Raw genomic sequence first — 18217 nt, forward strand, 5'->3', positions numbered from 1 at the left:
CGCTTTCCTCATTCAGTGTCAACCGTTTATTTCATCCGGTTGCCGCTGTTTTTAATCTTTCCGACCCGGTTACTTCGTGATGTTGTTCACGTTGTTCCCTGTCGATGGAGCGGCATTATAGGGAGTTGGATTTTAATGGCAAGCGAATAAATACAGTTTTATTCCGTTTGCCGTTTTTTTGCCCAAAGAACCTTATTTCAGCCCTTTTGCTATAAAGGAAGGCAAAGCAGCAAGGCTTTCCAATACGACATCCGCCGCAGTTTCGCTTTCAGCGGTTACCGGCTTGCCGGTGCGAACTAAAATCTTGGTCCCGACGCCAGCAGCAGCAGCAGCCTGCATATCTTCCAGCTTATCGCCCACCATATAAGAAGAAGCCATATCAATATTGAGCTCCTCTTTAGCCGTCATAAACATACCTGGCAGAGGCTTACGGCAATCGCAAACCTGAGTAAACTCTTTAACGGTACCTTCGGGATGATGCGGGCAGAAGTAGATGCCGTCGAGATCGACGCCTCTGTCAGCAAGCGACCAGTCCATCCACTCGGTCAGTGTCATAAACTGATCCTCGGTAAACTTACCGCGCGCGATACCGGACTGATTAGTGACTAATACCAATAAGAAGCCCATCTCTTTGAGTTTGAGGCAGGCATCAATAACACCATCGATAAACTGGAAATCATCGATTTCATGTACATAGCCGTGATCGACATTCAAGGTGCCATCACGGTCAAGAAAGATTGCTGAAACGGGTTGTGCCACGAATTTGCTCCTGATGACGGGTTAACGGCGTCAGTATCGCATGTTTTCACTGCTTGTGAGAACGCTAACCTGGTTGACTTAGACGTCTAGACGCCTTAGCATCCACGACATGCTTCGGGGAAGTGCTCCCGCAGAGTTAATTTCACCACGTCACGGCAAAAAGACAGAATAAAAAATAATATGATTAAACTTTCAAACATCACCAAGGTTTTCCAGCAGGGTTCGCGCCAGATCGTCGCGCTCTCTGACGTGAGTCTTCACGTCCCTGCCGGGCAAATTTATGGCGTAATCGGCTCATCTGGCGCGGGGAAAAGTACATTAATCCGCTGCGTTAATTTGCTGGAACGTCCGACCAAGGGCCAGGTACTGGTTGATGGTCAGGATTTGATGTCCTTCTCCGAGAAAGCGCTGACACGCGCACGCCGCCAGATTGGTATGATTTTTCAGCACTTTAATTTGCTGTCGTCACGTACTGTCTTTGGCAACGTCGCACTGCCGCTGGAACTGGATAATCTGTCTTCCACTGAGATCAAAAAGCGTGTTTCAGAGCTGCTGAGCCTCGTGGGCCTGGAAGATAAGCATGACGCCTACCCGGCCAATCTTTCCGGCGGTCAAAAACAGCGTGTCGCGATTGCCCGCGCTCTGGCCAGCAATCCTAAAGTCTTGCTGTGCGATGAAGCGACCAGTGCTCTTGACCCGGCGACAACCCGCGCAATTCTTGAATTGCTGAAAGATATCAACCGTCGCCTTGGATTAACTATTTTGTTAATCACCCACGAGATGGATGTCGTTAAGCGTATTTGCGATCAGGTTGCCGTGATCAGTGATGGCAAATTAATCGAGCAGGATAAAGTGAGCGAGATGTTCTCACATCCCAAAACTCCGCTGGCGCAGCAGTTTATTCAGTCAACGCTGCACCTGGATGTCCCGGAAGATTACGCCGTGCGTCTGGTCCCTGAGCCTGAAGCCGGTCGGGTACCTTTATTACGTCTGGAATTCACCGGTCAGTCCGTTGATGCGCCTCTGCTTTCAGAGGCCGTGCGCCGTTTCGACGTAAACAATAATATTATCAGCGCTCAGATGGATTATGCCGGCGGCGTGAAGTTCGGGATTATGCTGACAGAAATGCACGGTGCAGAAGAAAGCACTCAGGCAGCCATTCAGTTCCTGCATGAAAATCAGGTAAAAGTAGAGGTACTCGGTTATGTCTGAGCCAATGATGTGGTTAATGGGTAGGGGGATTTGGGAAACTGTCATCATGACACTGACCTCCGGCTTCTTCGGTTTCGTTTTGGGTCTGCCTTTTGGCGTGCTGCTTTACGTCACCCGTCCGGGCCAGATTGCTGAGAATAAAAACGTCTATCGCGTGATGTCTGCGCTGGTTAACATTTTCCGTTCTATTCCTTTTATTATCTTGCTGGTCTGGATGATCCCGTTCACACGAATGATCGTCGGGACATCTATCGGCTTGCAGGCGGCAATTGTTCCCCTGACCGTTGGCGCGGCGCCATTTATCGCGCGTATGGTTGAGAATGCGTTGCTGGAAATCCCAAGCGGCCTGGTTGAAGCCTCGCGGGCCATGGGCGCCACACCGATGCAAATCATTCGTAAAATCTTGTTGCCGGAAGCCTTACCGGGTCTGGTCAACGCAGCCACTATCACGCTGATCACTCTGGTGGGTTATTCCGCTATGGGCGGTGCTGTCGGTGCCGGTGGATTAGGGCAAATCGGTTATCAGTACGGTTACATCGGCTACGACGCAACTGTAATGAATACGGTATTAGTCCTGTTGGTCGTTTTGGTGTATTTAATTCAGTTTTGTGGCGACCGCATCGTAAAAGCGGTCACACATAAATAATGAAACAACAGCTGTAATAGCTAACCCTGCGAATAATTTTTATCCGCTTATTGAGGAAAGGATATGTCTACTAAATTTAAATCCATTGCAGTTGTCGGCGCGCTTCTGGGAACGCTGGCTTTAGTTGGTTGCGGGCCGAAAGAACAGGATCCTAACCATATTAAAGTAGGCGTGATTGTTGGTGCTGAACAGCAGGTTGCTGAAGTTGCACAGAAAGTCGCTAAAGAAAAATACGGTCTTGACGTAGAGCTGGTGACTTTCAACGACTACGTGCTGCCAAACGAAGCGCTGAGCAAAGGCGATATCGATGTTAACGCCTTCCAGCATAAACCTTACCTTGATCAGCAGATTAAAGATCGTGGTTATAAACTGGTTCCGGTCGGTAATACTTTCGTCTACCCAATCGCAGGCTACTCTAAAAAAATCAAATCTATCGATGAGCTGAAAGACGGCGATCAGGTTGCATTGCCAAACGACCCGACTAACCTGGGCCGCTCATTACTGCTGCTGCAAAAACAAGGTCTGATTAAACTTAAAGACGGTGTTGGCCTGCTGCCTACGGTTCTGGATGTGACTGAGAACCCTAAAAACCTGAAACTGGTTGAACTGGAAGCACCACAGCTGCCACGTTCACTGGACGACGCAAAAATCGCACTGGCTGTCATCAATACTACTTACGCCAGCCAGATCAATCTGACGCCTGAGAAAGACGGTATCTTCGTTGAAGATAAAGAATCTCCATACGTTAACCTGATCGTTGCGCGTGAAGACAACAAAGACGCTGAGAACGTGAAGAAATTCGTTCAGGCTTACCAGTCTGACGAAGTCAACGCGGCTGCAAACAAGATCTTCAACGGCGGTGCGGTGAAAGGCTGGTAATTCGCGAATGCCAGGAGATCAACGTTTCTCCTGATAATTGTTCTCGCAAATATTCCTTTCACAAATAAATTCAAGGCGGGCTTATGCCCGCCTTGTTATTTCTTCAATACCTTGGTTCAATAACGCCACATTCTTTCCTGTAAACATATTAAAAAAGCAGAGGACATACCATGCGTGCTTTACCTCTCTGTTTGTCGGCACTTTTGCTGGCGGGTTGTTCCCTGACTCAACACACACAGCCAACAATCACTGCACCTGTTGTTAAAGAAGAGCCAAAACCTGTCAAACCAAAACCGGCTCCGGTTCGCCCTGCCCCCGTCAAACTGTATAAAGATGCTGAAGCTCTGGTTGGAACACCTTTCCGCGACCTGGGGGAAGTTTCTGGTGAGTCTTGCCAGAGCGATCAAAACGATACGCCACCAAGCCTTGCGGCTGCGCGTAAAAGAATGCTCACACGTGCCTCTTATATGAAAGCGAACGCGGTGTTGCTGCATCAGTGCGAAATCGTCGGCGGTGTCCCTGGCTGCTACCAGCAGGCAATTTGTCAGGGTTCGGCTCTGAATGTCACCTTTAAATGACATCATTTTCTTTTGAGCAAATAGGGACCATTCATTCCCCCTATAAAGAGAAGTTTGCTGTTCCGCGCCAGCCGGGGTTAGTGCAGGATGGTGGCGGCGAATTACATCTGCATGCCCCGTATAACCAGCCCGAGGCCGTACGCGGGCTGGAAGATTTCAGCCATTTATGGGTGATGTTCATCTTTCATCAGACGATGGACGGAGGCTGGCGCCCGACTGTGCGTCCGCCGCGCCTTGGCGGCAACACACGTACCGGCGTATTTGCCACACGCTCGACCTTTCGCCCCAATCCGCTGGGCATGTCGCTGGTTGAACTGAAAGGCATTCGCTGTCAGGGGCAGAGTGTGATTCTGCAACTCGGCAGTCTCGACCTCGTCGATGGCACCCCCGTTGTTGATATCAAACCTTATCTGCCGTTTGCGGAAAGCCATCCTGAAGCCCGTGCGGGCTTTGCCCAACATGCGCCGCCAGCCGATATGCCCGTGGAGTTTCTCCCCCAGGCAGAATCGCAACTGGCAAAGCATGCAGGAAAATATCCGCATCTGCGCCGCTTTATTACACAGGTGTTAGGGCAGGATCCGCGCCCTGCTTACCGCAAAGGTGAATCTGCTGAACGGGATTACGCCGTTCGCCTGCTGGAATTTAATGTCCGCTGGCGGGTTGTGGGTTCCCTTAATCAGGTATTGTCCCTCGGCGAAGACTAAATTTCCTCTGCGTCTCTTTTGGCAACACCAACTCGCTGGTAAACTAAGCCACTTTTCACGTTTTGGCTGCCACTGGCAGCCCGATTGCAATTTGCAGTGCTAACGGAACCAACACATCATGCGTACTACTCAATATCTGCTCTCTACACTGAAAGAGACGCCAGCCGACGCAGAAGTCATCAGCCACCAGCTGATGCTTCGCGCTGGTATGATCCGCAAACTGGCCTCCGGCCTGTACACCTGGCTACCGACCGGCTTACGTGTTCTCAAAAAAGTTGAAAACATCGTACGCGAAGAAATGAACAACGCGAACGCCATTGAAGTGTCGATGCCGGTAGTTCAGCCCGCTGATTTGTGGCAGGAGAGCGGACGTTGGGAACAATACGGCCCGGAACTGCTGCGTTTCGTTGACCGTGGCGATCGTCCGTTCGTACTGGGTCCAACCCACGAAGAAGTCATTACGGATCTGATCCGCAACGAAGTCAGCTCTTACAAGCAGCTGCCGCTGAATTTCTTCCAGATCCAGACCAAATTCCGTGATGAAGTTCGCCCGCGTTTTGGTGTGATGCGTTCTCGTGAATTCCTGATGAAAGATGCCTACTCGTTCCACACGACGCAGGAATCCCTTCAGGAAACTTACGACGCGATGTATGCGGCTTACAGCCAAATCTTCAACCGCATGGGCCTGGATTTCCGTGCTGTGTTGGCAGATACCGGTTCTATCGGTGGCAGTGCGTCCCATGAATTCCAGGTACTGGCACAAAGCGGCGAAGATGACGTGGTGTTTTCTGACTCTTCAGATTTCGCTGCCAACATCGAATTCGCAGAGGCGCTGGCGCCGGCTACTCCACGCGCTGCTGCTACGCAGGAAATGCATGTGGTGGAAACACCAGATGCGAAAACCATCGCTGAACTGACAGAACAGTTCCAGGTTCCGGTTGAGAAAACCGTGAAAACCCTGATGGTACACGCGACTGCTGAAAGTGGTCATAAACTGGTTGCTCTGCTGGTTCGTGGTGATCATGAACTGAACGAAATCAAAGCTGAAAAACTGCCGCAAGTTGCTGCTCCACTGACTTTCGCAACAGAAGCTGAAATCCGTGAAATCGTTGCAGCAGGCCCGGGCTCACTCGGCCCGGTTAATCTGCCAATGCCAGTTGTTGCTGACCGCACCGTTGCCGCGATGAGCGATTTCAGCGCTGGCGCAAACATCGACGGTAAGCATTACTTTGGCATTAACTGGGATCGCGATGTTGCGCTGCCAGAAGTGGCAGACATCCGTAACGTGGTTGCCGGCGATCCAAGCCCGGACGGTCAGGGTTCTCTGGTCATCAAACGCGGTATCGAAGTTGGCCATATCTTCCAGCTGGGTACTAAATACTCAGAAGCAATGAATGCGACAGTTCAGGGTGAAGATGGCCGTAACCAGGTTATGACCATGGGCTGTTACGGCATTGGGGTGACCCGCGTGGTCGCTGCGGCTATCGAACAGAACCACGATGATCGCGGAATCATCTGGCCGGACGCTATTGCCCCGTTCCAGGTTGCGATTCTGCCAATGAACATGCACAAATCTTTCCGCGTGAAAGATGCGGCGGAAGCGTTGTACAAAGAACTGCGTTCACACGGTATCGATGTGATCCTCGACGATCGTAAAGAACGTCCGGGCGTCATGTTTGCAGACATGGAACTGATCGGTGTTCCACACCACGTTGTGATTGGCGATCGTAATCTGGACGCTGAAGAGCTGGAATATAAAAACCGTCGCAGCGGCGAAAAACAAATGATCAAGCAAGGCGATATTGTTGAATATCTGCTGAGCCAGATCCCGCGTTAATATTATAGCGACAAACGTTGCCCATAAAAATGCCCGCATCGCGCGGGCATTTTTGTTTGTGTAATCCGATAAAAGCTTAAAATCTAAGGGCAAACCTTATTGGCATCAAAGCTGATATTCTTATCCGCAACAACCGCCCGTTGCATCTGCCCCTCTTCCATTGACGGTTCTGTCATAAAATGACCGTCCATCGAGATGAAGACCAGCTGGTTCGGCGCGTTACGTGCTGCAAGATACCCTGCTTCCAGCGATTTACTGGCCGACATCGGGAAGACTTTACCCGTTGCACAATCTTTGAAAGACGCGGCATCTGCGCTGTACTGCATCATGCCGGTCAGAGCCATCGGCGTTTTCGGCAAGCTCTGCCGCACAGGCTTCAGCGTGTAATTGAACGAGGAAACGATCGGATCACCGCTGTGATCGAGCATTTCCAGATTTTCATCTTTCGGATGGAAATAGCGCTTCTCTCCTCGGCTGTCGGTCAGCACCAGTTTATCTGCGGTACGCGCCCAGCGGCCATAGCTGGCGAAGCTCTGATCGCCCTCTTTGCTACCCTGATACACTTCCTGCAAGATGTAAGTCCCGTCCTGTTGCAGGAACAATGAGGTTTTTAAGCCGCTGCAATCTGCACAAGGCAGAACACCGCTATAACTTTGCTGCATCGCCTGAAGCGGTTTTTCATGATTAAACGCAGCGGTGTGGCAGCCGAACAGCGACAGCGCCCCGAGCGCCAGCACTGCCGTGATAATGATTTTTTTCACAGTTTCTCCCCTACTGCTTTTCTCTGTGCTGCGATAAAGATTGTCCTGCAACACGGTTTAAGGCTGACGAATTTTGCCTCGCAATGCCTTTGTGGCGCCTTTGCGCACTTTACTTTCTACACGCCGGATTTTGGACCCTTTGGTCGGCTTCGTCGCGCGGCGAGGTTTTTCCACCACCATAGCCTGCGAAATCAACGCGCTCAGCCGGGCCACAGCGGCTTCGCGATTCAGCTCCTGGCTCCGGTATTCCTGGGCTTTAATGATCACCCAACCGTCGGCCGTAATAGAGTGGTGATTGAATGCCAGTAACCGCTCTTTGTAATATTCTGGCAAACTCGACGCTTTAATATCAAAGCGTAAATGGATCGCCGTTGATGTTTTATTGACGTTCTGACCACCATTTCCCTGAGCGCGGATCGCCGTTAATTCGATTTCGCTGTCAGGGATTTCCAGTTTTCCGGAAAGGATTAGCACACTGATTACCTTCCGTCGTTTCCGGCAAACTCTTTCCATTCAGAAAAATGAATTTCCAAATTACTCTGAGCGTCGGAAAGCCAAATAGTTCCGTCCTGTAAAGTTGCCTGTAAATCCATGGTCCGGCTGCCAAAAGCGGTCAGCTGATTCAGGAGTTCATCTTCCAAATAACGGATGCGAAGGTTGTTAAAACCTCTGACCTTCCCTTCAATTTGTGACCACCAGACTTTTGCCGCTCTCTCACCATAAGCGTAAAGCACGACTTCACGCGATTGGTTACAGGCCTTTTTCAGACGCTTCTCATCCGGCAATCCTAATTCAACCCATAACTCAATGCCGTTGTGATCGTTTTTACGCCAGATTTCGGGTTCGTCTTCCGCACTTAATCCGCGGGTAAAAGTCAGGCGCTCATCTGCATGATAAATCCATGCAAGCAGACGCAGCATCATTCGTTGTTCTGTTTCTGAGGGATGCTGGGCCAAAGTCAGGTTGGCGTCATGAAAGAAATTACGATCCATATCAGCAATATTGATTGCTGCTTTATAAATTTTTGCTTTTAGCGCCATGGGAAACCTCTTGATATCAGACGCACAGTGTACTTGAAAGCGTCCTGCCTAAACCAGTTTTCCCCTGATGGACCTTCTGAATAAAGGCTGTACTCAAACGATTTACCTTTACAGGCCTGCTAATAACTCACACTCTCCTGTGCTATAGTCGTTAAATACTGAGAGTTTATCTTTCTGCGCTTTCCTCAGAGGGATACGCTTTTTAGGGAGAAGTTATGCAACAATACTGTGAGTTGGTACGCCTTAAATATTCTGAAATCGCCAGCGGTGATCTCGGATATGTGCCCGATGCGTTGGGTTGTGTATTGAAAGCATTGGACGAAGTGGCAGCGAATGCTGAGCTTCCGTCCTCCGTTAGGGACCAGGCGGCCTACGCCGCCGCTAACTTATTGGTGAGCGATTATGTCGATGAATGATGAGTACCAACCCATCAATTGTGATGACTACGATAATCTCGAGCTCGCCTGCCAGCATCACCTGGTTTTGACGCTGAAGCTGCGTAGCGGAGAAGTCGTTGAGGCAAAAGCCAAAGATTTGTTAATGCGTAAGAAAGTAGAGTATCTGGTGGTCGAGGCCAGCGGAGAACAACGCGATCTGCGGCTTGATCATATTGAAAGCTTTAGCCATCCGGAAATTGGCACGGTGGTCGTGAGCGCCGAATAAGCGATACCCTCCGTCACTATGACTTAACGGGCAATCTCAGGGTTGCCCGTTTGCATTTCTGAAACCGACCCATTTACTATTTAAGCGGCGTCAGACTGGCATAATAGGCTGCCAGATCACTGATATCCTGCTCAGACAGTGATGAGGTAAATGCCTGCATGACACCCGCCTGCCCGCCGCTGCGTTCTCCTTTCTGATAAGCACGCAGCGCCAGTGCCAGGTAGTCTTCATTTTGCCCGGCCAGATTAGGGTAAATAGCATTAACCGCTTTTCCCTTTGCGCCGTGGCATGCCGCACAGCTTGCCGATTTAGACTGACCATCAGCACTGTTTCCCTGAGCCAGAACCGGTGAACTCAGCAATATCAACGGCAATAACCCTGCCATTGCCCGCAACAAAACTCTCAGCATTACAACTCCCCAAAATTAACTGCTTTCTATTTTATTGGGCAACGGACCATAACAGCCGCCATTGCTCTTCACTATTTTCAGCCAGTGCCTGACGGGTGATAAACCAGCCAGGCGCAGCAATAAGCTGTTCATTGTAATAAACCAGCGGAATGCGATCCCGTTGCCAGGGCGGCACACCTAACTCAGACCACAACTTTTTCGCCTGACGGGCACGATCGCGCCCAACCTTTTCGATCATCCCCGAAGCATGGAAGCGAACGGTGATCGTTTCCCCGGCGCGCGGCTGACGGATGACACAGTTTTCATCGCCATCATCCGGCACTGCAGAAACAGATAAAACGCCCAGCGCGTCCGGCAACAGAAGTTTGTCAGCAGGATCCCAGCTGATGATCAAATCTTTAAGGGATGAATATTGGGGCGACAGGTACAGCCGCTGGCGAAAACGTCGCACCACAAAGCTCCCAAGCTGAAGCTGCGCCTGTGCATCTTCACGGCTCAACGCAACTTCATCCCAAATTCTCTGGAGCTGTTCGCGGGAAGGCATTTTTGCTTCACGGCCAGCCAGCCAGCGGCGCAGTAGCGCGGAACGTCTTGCCACCGAGAAACTCTCAATCCCCTCAACGGATAAACTCCCCTGTTCATCCGTTAACGAAATAAGGGACTCACTGAGCAGTTCATCAAGCAGAGATTCCTGTTCCGCGCACAACGAAGCGCTGCGGGCGGTGGATTGTGCAAAGTGCGGCCATCGCGCATAGAGCGAAGGGAGAATATCGAGCCGCAAAAAATTACGATCAAAACGGGCGTCCCGATTGCTGTCATCCTCGATCCACGTCAGCTGGTGTTGATCGGCGTATTCCTCAAGCCGATCCCGGCGGAGCTCAAGCAACGGCCGCAACAGGCGATAACCCAGCCCCGTGCTGTCCGCACTCATCGCCGACAAACCCGCCGGACCGCTGCCGCGTTTAAGCGCCAGCAAAAACGTTTCACACTGATCGTTAAGATGTTGCGCCGTCAGCAAGACTTCCCCCTCTTCCAGCTGCGCGGAGAAAGCCTGATAGCGCGCAGCTCTTGCCGCCGCTTCAATCCCGCCATCCTGAGCGTTGACCTGAACCCTAATGACGGTCAGACCGATATTACGCTGCTGGCAGAAATCATGGCAGTGCGCTGCCCAGTCATCCGCAAACTGGCTTAATCCGTGATGCACGTGCAGCGCCCGCAGCCGTAAGTCCGGGATCTGGTTGTCCCTCAACTGTGCAAGACCAGCCAGCAAAACGGTTGAATCCAGACCGCCGCTAAATGCCACGCAAAGTTTTCGCGCAGACCCAATTTTGCTGCGCAAATGTTCAGTCAGAAACAGTGCTGACAGATGATGATTCATGAGATTACCGGGATTCGTAAAGCTCTAACGGCAGGCCGTCGGGATCGGTGAAAAAAGTAAACTGTTTGCCGGTATAAGGGTCTGTTCTCACCGGTTCGCAAAAGACACCGGCTGCGTTCAGCACACTGACGGACTGCCCGATATCTTCAACGCTGAACGCCAGATGGCGCAAACCGCAGGATTCAGGCCGGCTTGGACGGGCAGGTGGATTCGGGAAGCTAAATAACTCAATCGTATACTGGCCGTTCAGTGCCAGATCGGCTTTCCAGGAATCACGTTCTTCGCGGTAAAACTCGCCAAGTAAGGTAAACCCAAGAATATCGCAATAGAAATGTTTACTGGCCTGATAATCAGAACCAATGACCGCGATGTGATGAATCTGGCGAAGAGTAAGCATGATGATTTCCTGTTAATTCCTGCTGTGCACGTTACTCAGGGTGTTTGCAGACGTCAATAAAAAGCCCTCACGAAGAGGGCGGTTTGTTAACCCGCTTCCGGGAGTTTTAAAACTTTTACCAGATAGCGCCCGTCTTCTGTGAGACGGGTTCCATGAATATCCGTTTCAAATCCCGGATAACGCTCACCGATAGAACACAGCATGATCAGAAAATCGAGAACGGCGCGGCTTTCTTCCGTAATCATCTCACCGGGCATCACCACGGGTACACCCGGTGGATACGGCAGGATCATATTGGCGGATACTTTGCCAATCAGTTCGTCAATGTCGCACTCATCGATATGCCCGCGCACCTGATGCTGGAACATTTCATATGGCGTCATTTTCATTTCCGGCAATACATCAAAAGCCTCGATCATCAGACGTGGAAGATCATGGCGGACAATCAGTTTGTGGATCCCCTGAGCCAGATCCTGAATGCGCATATTACGGTAGAAATCCGGATCTTCCGCATAGAGGTCCGGGAGCATATTTTTGACCCGAAGATTAAGATCATAGCTGCGTTTGAAATCTGTCAGCCCGCGCATCAGGCTCATGGATTTGGTTTTATCAATGCCAATGCTGAACAGGAAAAGCAGATTATACGGGCCGGTTTTTTCCACTACCACGCCGCGCTCATCAAGGAATTTCGCCACCAACGCCGCCGGGATCCCCTCTTCTTCGAGTTTGCCCATTTCATTCATACCGGGCGTCAGGATCGTCACTTTGATCGGATCCAGATACATATGATCGGTATCCGCATCAGCAAAACCATGCCAGTTTTGATCAGGATTCAGCGGCCAGCACTCTGCTTCATCAATATGCTCAGGTTGCCAGATATCGAAGAACCAGCCGTCAGTTTCCTCACGCAGCCGTTGGATCTCTTTGCGGAAATGCAGCGCTCGTTCCACAGAACGGTTGATGAGCCGCCGTCCGGGATTTCCGCGCAACATAGCCGCCGCAGTTTCTGCCGACGCCACAATGCCGTAGTTCGGCGATGTGGTGGTGTGCATCATGTAGGCTTCATTAAAGGTGCTTTCGTTATAGTCGCCTTTAATGTGGATCATGGAAGCCTGTGAGAAAGCCGCCAGCAATTTATGCGTCGACTGCGTTTCATAAATCACTTTGCCGGGAACCCGCTCGCCACTCATTCCGCTTTTGCCATCGTAAATCGGATGGAAATTGGTGTAAGGCACCCACGCGGAATCAAAGTGAATCGACGGTACATCCAGCGTACTTTTGATGTAATCCGTATTGTAAAGCAGCCCGTCGTAGGTGGAATTGGTGATCACAGCATGCACGGGCCAGGTGGCATTTTCGGTCTGCGCGATCTTCTCTTCAATGCTTTCACGTGTAAATTCCCGTTGCGGGATCCCGCCCAGAATACCGTAGGCATTGCGGTTCGGACGCAAATACACCGGCACGATGTTGGTCATCATCATCAGATGCGCCAGTGATTTGTGGCAGTTTCGGTCAATCAGCACGGTGCTACCCGCAGGCGCGGCGTACATGCCGACAATTTTGTTTGCCGTGGATGTGCCATTGGTAACGATATAGCTTTGCTCCGCCCCAAACGTTCGCGCGATGTATTCCTCCGCCTCTAAATGCGGGCCGGTATGGTCGAGCAAGGAACCGAGTTCCGTCACAGAAATCGACACATCCGCTTTCAGGGTCTTAGCCCCGAAGAAATCATAAAAAAGCGTCCCGACAGGGCTTTTCAGAAAGGCCGTTCCGGCCATGTGACCCGGTGTGCAGAAGGTATATTTTCCTTCTTCCACATAGGTAAACAGCGCTTTGGTCAGCGGCGGCGTGATCGTATCGATATATTCATCGGTGTACTGGCGAATACGCCTGGCAATATCATCGGCAGCAGAAAGGGCATACTCGAAGAAATACAAGACCATACGCATCTCATTGACATCAACGTCCAGCGTGGAGTGCGTATTGATGAACGCGTAAAGCGGCAGGTATTCATTCAGTTCATTGATTTCCGTACACAGTTCTTCACTGTGCTGGTCCCAGTCGAAAATCGCCCCGCAGATACGGGCATTATTTTCGATGAGTTTCAGTAAGTCAGCGCGATCGCGCGGATAAATAATATGGAATCCGAGACTCGTCAGGGCGCTATCCAGTTCGCGGATCGGCTCATCTTTGTAGTAGGCCCCTTCCGGGCGCATGATAGCAATAATATTCATCTGACAAATCCTTCTGTTATATGTCTCTCAGGTATTTATAGAAACACGGTTAACGGACGCTGTGTACCCTTTACCACCGGGTTTCGACCAAAAAGAGGGAATTTAAGAATGCAGGAAAATCTGAGAGGGAAAAACGGGTAATAAAAAAGGCCATGCCGGAGCATAGCCTTTCGCAATACATTGCTGATATCAGCAGTAACCGTAAGTCATCAGACGCTGATAACGACGGTTGCGCAGTTCTTCAGTGCTCAGAACATCCAGATCGCTCAGGTCCGCTTCCAGTTGTGCACGCAGAGAAGCTGCCATCGCTTCAACGTTACGATGCGCGCCACCCAGAGGTTCCGGGATCACGGAGTCGATCAGTTTCAGCTCTTTCAGCCGCGGGGCAACAATCCCCATCGCTTCCGCAGCCAGAGGCGCTTTATCTGCGCTTTTCCACAGAATCGACGCACAGCCTTCCGGTGAAATTACCGAGTAGGTGCTGTATTGCAGCATGTTAACTTTGTCACCCACGCCGATTGCCAGAGCACCACCGGAACCCCCTTCACCAATAACGGTGCAGATAACCGGGACGTTCAGGCGCGACATTTCGCGCAGGTTGCGGGCGATCGCTTCAGACTGGCCACGTTCTTCCGCACCCACACCAGGGTATGCACCCGGGGTGTCGATGAAGGTGATGATTGGCAGTTTGAAACGTTCGGCCATTTCCATCAGGCGTAACGCTTTGCGATACCCTTCTGGTGCAGGCATACCAAAGTTACGACGAATTTTCTCTTTGGTTTCACGGCCTTTCTGATGACCAATGATCATCACAGCACGTTCGCCCAGACGAGCAATACCACCAACGATAGCTTTATCGTCCGCGAATGCACGGTCACCCGCCAGTTCATCAAAATCGGTAAAGATATGTTTGATGTAATCCAGGGTATAAGGGCGACGAGGATGGCGCGCCAGTTGGGCAATCTGCCAGGCGCCCAGATCAGAGAAAATCTTACGTGTCAGTTCAACGCTTTTCTCGCGCAAGCGTGCAACTTCTTCGTCCAGATTAATATCTAATTTTTCGTCTTGACGGCTGACTGCAGTCAGCGAGTCAATTTTCGCTTCCAGTTCCGCAATCGGCTGTTCAAAATCAAGAAAATTCAGACTCATAGCATTCCTATTTTAGTCAAATTCCAGTTCCACCTGCTCACTACCGACCAGGCCTCGCAAATCCAGCAACAGTTTGTCCGTTGGCGTAACACGCCATGACGCCCCGAATCGCAGCCGGGCTCTTGCATTTTCTCGTTGGTAATACAGATGCACTGGTATCGTCCCCGATCGGTGAGGTTCCAACGATTGGCGGAGACGGTTCAAAAGCTGGTCATCAATTTGCCTGTCAGTCAGCGAGATAGCAAGACCGCGAGCATATTTTTCCCGTGCTTCACTGATGTCCATTACATCGCGGGCCATCATTTTAAGCCCGCCACTGAAGTCATCAAAGCTGACCTGTCCTGTGGCGATAAGGATACGGTCTTTTTCCAATAAATGCTGGAATTTTTCCAACGCTTCGGTGAACAACATCACTTCGAGACGACCGGAACGATCGTCAAGCGTACAGATCCCAATGCGATTCCCGCGTTTGGTGACCATGACGCGAGCAGCGAGAACCAGCCCCACTGCAACGGTCATTTTGCCCCGATCCGTCGGGTGCATATCTTTCAAACGCTGGCCGCCGCCATAACGTTCAATCTCTTTCAGATACTGCGTGATCGGATGCCCGGTCAGATACAAACCGAGCGTTTCACGCTCGCCGTCGAGCACCGTTTGTTCCGGCCACGGCATCACGTTTGAGTAAGATTTCTCAACCTGTTCAGGCGCTTCGGCCAGAACACCAAACATGTCTACCTGGCCAATAGCCTCAGCTTTCGCATGCTGATCGGCCGCTTTCAGCGCGTCACTAAGAGAACTCATCAGAGCGGCGCGATGCGGCCCAAGCCGGTCAAAAGCGCCGGACATGATCAGTTTTTCAAGAATGCGCTTATTCAGCTTTTTGACGTCGGCACGCGCGCACAAATCAAACAGCTCTTTGAAATAGCCGCCCTCGTTACGCGCTTCAATGATCGCTTCAATCGGGCCTTCACCCACGCCTTTTATCGCCCCGATACCGTAAACGATTTCACCTTCGTCGTTGACGTGGAAGTGATATAGCCCGCTGTTGATGTCCGGCGGCAGAATCTTGAGGCCCATACGCCAGCATTCGTCCACCAGACCAACGACCTTCTCGGTGTTATCCATATCAGCAGTCATTACCGCCGCCATAAATTCAGCCGGATAATGCGCTTTCAGCCACAACGTCTGGTACGACACCAAAGCGTAGGCGGCGGAGTGCGATTTGTTAAAGCCGTAACCGGCAAACTTCTCAACCAGGTCAAAGATTTTAATGGCCAGTTCGCCGTCAACGCCGCGTGATTTGGCGCCATCTTCAAAGCCGCCGCGCTGTTTAGCCATTTCGACCGGGTTTTTCTTACCCATTGCGCGACGTAACATGTCTGCGCCGCCCAGCGAATAACCCGCCAGAACCTGCGCAATCTGCATAACCTGTTCCTGGTACAAAATGATGCCGTAAGTCGGTTCCAGTACCGGTTTCAGGGACTCATGCTGCCACTGGATGTCGGGGTAAGAAATCTCTTCACGCCCGTGTTTACGGTCGATGAAGTTATCTACCATCCCTGACTGCAAAGGCCCCGGGCGGAACAACGCCACCAGTGCGATCATATCTTCGAAGCTGTCGGGTTTGAGGCGTTTGATCAAATCTTTCATGCCGCGGGATTCAAGCTGGAAAACCGCTGTGGTTTCCGAGCGTTGCAGCATGTCGAAACTTTTCTTGTCATCAAGCGGGATCGCAGCGATATCCAGCGGTGCTTCACCCGCTTTTGCACGGCGCGCGTTGATCATTTCCAGCGCCCAGTCGATGATCGTCAGCGTGCGCAGCCCCAGGAAGTCGAACTTCACCAGCCCGGCGTATTCCACGTCGTTTTTATCGAACTGTGTAACTGGGTGATTACCTTCCGCATCGCAGTAGAGCGGCGCAAAATCGGTAATTTTCGTCGGCGCGATGACCACACCACCGGCGTGCTTACCGGCATTTCGTGTAACACCTTCCAGCTGACGCGCCATGTCGATCAGTGACTTAACTTCTTCATCTGCTTCATAAATCTCAGGCAACTGCGGTTCAGCCGCAAACGCTTTTTCCAGCGTCATGCCCGGATCCGGCGGAACTAATTTGGAAATACGATCGACGAAACCGTAGGGGTGCCCCAGCACGCGACCAACGTCACGGATAACCGCTTTTGCCGCCATCGTACCAAAAGTAATGATCTGCGAAACCGCTTCACGACCGTACATTTCCGCGACGTGATCGATAACCCTGTCGCGTTTTTCCATGCAAAAGTCGACGTCAAAGTCGGGCATGGAAACACGTTCAGGGTTAAGGAAACGTTCGAACAGAAGATCGAATTCAAGGGGATCCAGATCCGTGATTTTCAGCGCATAGGCCACCAGTGAACCCGCACCGGAACCACGTCCCGGCCCGACTGGCACGCTGTTATCTTTCGACCACTGGATGAACTCCATAACGATCAGGAAGTAGCCCGGGAAGCCCATCTGGTTGATAACTTTGAGTTCGATATCCAGACGTTCGTCATATTCAGGGCGACGTTGCGCGCGGACTTCAGGGTCCGGGAATAAAAACTCCAGGCGCTCCTCCAGTCCGATTTTTGATTTTTCGACCAGAAAATCTGCCGTGGTCATTTCGCCCGTCGGGAACTGAGGCAGGAAATACTCGCCCAGACGGATCGTGACATTACAGCGCTTGGCGATTTCCACGCTGTTTTGCAGCGCTTCCGGGATATCTTCAAACAGCTCGCACATTTCATCTTCACTGCGCATGTACTGCTGCGCGGTGTAGTTTCTCGGGCGTTTCGGGTCATCAAGCGTAAAACCATCGTGGATTGCTACGCGGATCTCATGGGCATCAAAGTCCGTCGGAACCATAAAACGCACGTCGTTGGTGGCCACAACGGGCAAACCGCGCTCCGTCGCCAGCGCCACGGCGGCATGCAGGTAGTTTTCTTCCTCTGCTCGGCCAGTGCGGATCAGTTCGAGATAATAACGGTCGGGGAAATATTGCTGATAGAACTCCAAGCATTGCTCAACCTGCAGATCGTTACCGCGTATCATGAACTTACCGACATCCCCCATTTTCGCGCCGGAAAGCAGGATCAGCCCCTCGTTCAGCTCCGCCAGCCACTCGCGATCAACAATCGGGCCCGCCGCGCCATAGCCGCGCTGATAAGCACGGGAGATCAGCAATGTCAGGTTCTGATACCCCTGATTGTTCATCGCCAGAACGGTCAGTTGCGCGAGTTCATCGCCGAGGATTTCACTTTGTACATTCAGGTCTGCACCGATAATCGGCTTGACGCCCGCACCGTGCGCCGCACCGTAAAATTTGACCAACCCGCACAGGTTGGTGAAATCTGTGATAGCCAGAGCAGGCATACCCAGTGAGGCCGCGCATTTCACCAGCGGACCCACTTTCGCGAGGCCATCCACCATGGAATAGTCGCTATGTACGCGCAGATGAATAAAACGAGGTTCGGCCATATCCAGAGTCCAGAAATATGTGAATTAAGAGTGTATGTGCCCCGCCATTTTATAAATAAAAGTCAGGGGCAGAAAC

At 51.4% G+C, this 18217-nt stretch carries 18 protein-coding genes; 8 read left to right on the plus strand and 10 right to left on the minus strand.

The features are described 5' to 3' along the window. Window positions 1-192: 192 nt before the first annotated feature. Window positions 193-759 (minus strand): D-glycero-beta-D-manno-heptose 1,7-bisphosphate 7-phosphatase, encoded by a 567-nt coding sequence (gmhB, locus tag CWS43_RS21605; protein ID WP_101079189.1) that lies wholly within the window; start codon window positions 757-759, stop codon window positions 193-195. A 180-nt stretch (window positions 760-939) separates the two neighbouring features. Between gmhB and metN the strand changes: the two genes are divergently transcribed. The 6 genes from metN (at window position 940) to proS (ending at window position 6615) form a co-directional block, all read left to right on the plus strand. Continuing rightward, on the plus strand, window positions 940-1971 hold the full coding sequence (gene metN / locus CWS43_RS21610) for a methionine ABC transporter ATP-binding protein MetN (RefSeq protein ID WP_101079190.1): 1032 nt from the start codon (window positions 940-942) through the stop codon (window positions 1969-1971). Continuing rightward, window positions 1964-2617 (plus strand): methionine ABC transporter permease MetI, encoded by a 654-nt coding sequence (locus tag CWS43_RS21615; RefSeq protein WP_101079191.1) that lies wholly within the window; start codon window positions 1964-1966, stop codon window positions 2615-2617. The genes metN and CWS43_RS21615 overlap by 8 nt, the downstream gene beginning before the upstream one ends. 63 nt (window positions 2618-2680) lie before the next feature. Next, window positions 2681-3496 carry a MetQ/NlpA family lipoprotein gene (locus CWS43_RS21620; RefSeq protein ID WP_101079192.1) on the plus strand — a complete coding sequence of 272 codons (816 nt, stop codon included), beginning with the start codon at window positions 2681-2683 and terminating at the stop codon, window positions 3494-3496. A 170-nt stretch (window positions 3497-3666) separates the two neighbouring features. Continuing rightward, window positions 3667-4074: an Rcs stress response system protein RcsF gene (gene rcsF, locus CWS43_RS21625; RefSeq protein WP_101079193.1), complete on the plus strand. Its 408-nt coding sequence runs from the start codon at window positions 3667-3669 to the stop codon at window positions 4072-4074. Further along, entirely contained in the window at window positions 4071-4778 is a 708-nt protein-coding gene (tsaA, locus tag CWS43_RS21630; protein WP_101079194.1) for a tRNA (N6-threonylcarbamoyladenosine(37)-N6)-methyltransferase TrmO, read from the plus strand. The genes rcsF and tsaA overlap by 4 nt, the downstream gene beginning before the upstream one ends. Before the next feature lie 118 nt (window positions 4779-4896). Continuing rightward, window positions 4897-6615 (plus strand): proline--tRNA ligase, encoded by a 1719-nt coding sequence (gene proS, locus CWS43_RS21635; protein WP_101079195.1) that lies wholly within the window; start codon window positions 4897-4899, stop codon window positions 6613-6615. 83 nt (window positions 6616-6698) lie between these two features. On the opposite strand, the gene nlpE is transcribed toward proS, so the two are convergent. The 3 genes from nlpE to CWS43_RS21650 are packed head-to-tail and all read right to left on the minus strand — an operon-like array spanning window position 6699 to window position 8416. Continuing rightward, window positions 6699-7376 carry an envelope stress response activation lipoprotein NlpE gene (gene nlpE, locus CWS43_RS21640; protein ID WP_101079196.1) on the minus strand — a complete coding sequence of 226 codons (678 nt, stop codon included), beginning with the start codon at window positions 7374-7376 and terminating at the stop codon, window positions 6699-6701. Window positions 7377-7433: 57 nt separating this feature from the next. After that, on the minus strand, window positions 7434-7889 hold the full coding sequence (arfB, locus tag CWS43_RS21645) for an alternative ribosome rescue aminoacyl-tRNA hydrolase ArfB (RefSeq protein ID WP_369825916.1): 456 nt from the start codon (window positions 7887-7889) through the stop codon (window positions 7434-7436). Continuing rightward, window positions 7856-8416, minus strand: a complete 561-nt coding sequence (locus CWS43_RS21650) for a YaeQ family protein (RefSeq protein ID WP_101079198.1) — start codon at window positions 8414-8416, stop codon at window positions 7856-7858. The genes arfB and CWS43_RS21650 overlap by 34 nt, the downstream gene beginning before the upstream one ends. Window positions 8417-8631: 215 nt before the next feature. On the opposite strand from CWS43_RS21650, the gene CWS43_RS21655 reads away from it, so the two are divergent. Both CWS43_RS21655 and rof read left to right on the plus strand, forming a co-directional pair. Further along, window positions 8632-8832, plus strand: coding sequence for a YaeP family protein (locus CWS43_RS21655; protein WP_101079199.1), 201 nt, complete (start codon window positions 8632-8634; stop codon window positions 8830-8832). Beyond that, window positions 8819-9079, plus strand: coding sequence for a Rho-binding antiterminator (rof, locus tag CWS43_RS21660; RefSeq protein ID WP_101079200.1), 261 nt, complete (start codon window positions 8819-8821; stop codon window positions 9077-9079). The genes CWS43_RS21655 and rof overlap by 14 nt, the downstream gene beginning before the upstream one ends. Window positions 9080-9155: 76 nt before the next feature. Here the strand turns inward: rof and CWS43_RS21665 are convergent, their stop codons facing one another. The 6 genes from CWS43_RS21665 to dnaE form a co-directional block, all read right to left on the minus strand. Further along, a complete protein-coding gene (locus CWS43_RS21665) occupies window positions 9156-9488 on the minus strand; it encodes a cytochrome c (protein WP_101079201.1) in 333 nt (110 codons plus the stop codon). A gap of 31 nt (window positions 9489-9519) precedes the next feature. Continuing rightward, window positions 9520-10866 (minus strand): tRNA lysidine(34) synthetase TilS, encoded by a 1347-nt coding sequence (tilS, locus tag CWS43_RS21670; RefSeq protein ID WP_101079202.1) that lies wholly within the window; start codon window positions 10864-10866, stop codon window positions 9520-9522. A gap of 4 nt (window positions 10867-10870) precedes the next feature. After that, on the minus strand, window positions 10871-11263 hold the full coding sequence (locus CWS43_RS21675; protein ID WP_101079203.1) for a VOC family protein: 393 nt from the start codon (window positions 11261-11263) through the stop codon (window positions 10871-10873). Window positions 11264-11349: 86 nt separating this feature from the next. Then, complete coding sequence (locus CWS43_RS21680) at window positions 11350-13497, minus strand: lysine decarboxylase LdcC (protein WP_101079204.1); 2148 nt, start codon at window positions 13495-13497, stop codon at window positions 11350-11352. 189 nt (window positions 13498-13686) lie between these two features. Next, window positions 13687-14646 carry an acetyl-CoA carboxylase carboxyl transferase subunit alpha gene (gene accA, locus CWS43_RS21685; RefSeq protein WP_101079205.1) on the minus strand — a complete coding sequence of 320 codons (960 nt, stop codon included), beginning with the start codon at window positions 14644-14646 and terminating at the stop codon, window positions 13687-13689. Window positions 14647-14658: 12 nt separating this feature from the next. After that, window positions 14659-18141 (minus strand): DNA polymerase III subunit alpha, encoded by a 3483-nt coding sequence (dnaE, locus tag CWS43_RS21690; protein ID WP_101079206.1) that lies wholly within the window; start codon window positions 18139-18141, stop codon window positions 14659-14661. Window positions 18142-18217: the final 76 nt, after the last annotated feature.

The organism is Rahnella sp. AA, assembly GCF_002834385.1.
Lineage (GTDB): Bacteria > Pseudomonadota > Gammaproteobacteria > Enterobacterales > Enterobacteriaceae > Rahnella.

Coding starts and splice junctions, on each gene's coding strand:
- metN (WP_101079190.1), top strand. CDS start 940: ATGATTAAACTTTCAAACATCACCAAGGTTTTCCAGCAGGGTTCGCGC.
- CWS43_RS21615 (WP_101079191.1), top strand. CDS start 1,964: ATGTCTGAGCCAATGATGTGGTTAATGGGTAGGGGGATTTGGGAAACT.
- CWS43_RS21620 (WP_101079192.1), top strand. CDS start 2,681: ATGTCTACTAAATTTAAATCCATTGCAGTTGTCGGCGCGCTTCTGGGA.
- rcsF (WP_101079193.1), top strand. CDS start 3,667: ATGCGTGCTTTACCTCTCTGTTTGTCGGCACTTTTGCTGGCGGGTTGT.
- tsaA (WP_101079194.1), top strand. CDS start 4,071: ATGACATCATTTTCTTTTGAGCAAATAGGGACCATTCATTCCCCCTAT.
- proS (WP_101079195.1), top strand. CDS start 4,897: ATGCGTACTACTCAATATCTGCTCTCTACACTGAAAGAGACGCCAGCC.
- arfB (WP_369825916.1), bottom strand. CDS start 7,889: ATGGAAAGAGTTTGCCGGAAACGACGGAAGGTAATCAGTGTGCTAATC.
- CWS43_RS21650 (WP_101079198.1), bottom strand. CDS start 8,416: ATGGCGCTAAAAGCAAAAATTTATAAAGCAGCAATCAATATTGCTGAT.
- CWS43_RS21655 (WP_101079199.1), top strand. CDS start 8,632: ATGCAACAATACTGTGAGTTGGTACGCCTTAAATATTCTGAAATCGCC.
- rof (WP_101079200.1), top strand. CDS start 8,819: ATGTCGATGAATGATGAGTACCAACCCATCAATTGTGATGACTACGAT.
- CWS43_RS21665 (WP_101079201.1), bottom strand. CDS start 9,488: ATGCTGAGAGTTTTGTTGCGGGCAATGGCAGGGTTATTGCCGTTGATA.
- tilS (WP_101079202.1), bottom strand. CDS start 10,866: ATGAATCATCATCTGTCAGCACTGTTTCTGACTGAACATTTGCGCAGC.
- CWS43_RS21675 (WP_101079203.1), bottom strand. CDS start 11,263: ATGCTTACTCTTCGCCAGATTCATCACATCGCGGTCATTGGTTCTGAT.
- CWS43_RS21680 (WP_101079204.1), bottom strand. CDS start 13,497: ATGAATATTATTGCTATCATGCGCCCGGAAGGGGCCTACTACAAAGAT.
- accA (WP_101079205.1), bottom strand. CDS start 14,646: ATGAGTCTGAATTTTCTTGATTTTGAACAGCCGATTGCGGAACTGGAA.
- dnaE (WP_101079206.1), bottom strand. CDS start 18,141: ATGGCCGAACCTCGTTTTATTCATCTGCGCGTACATAGCGACTATTCC.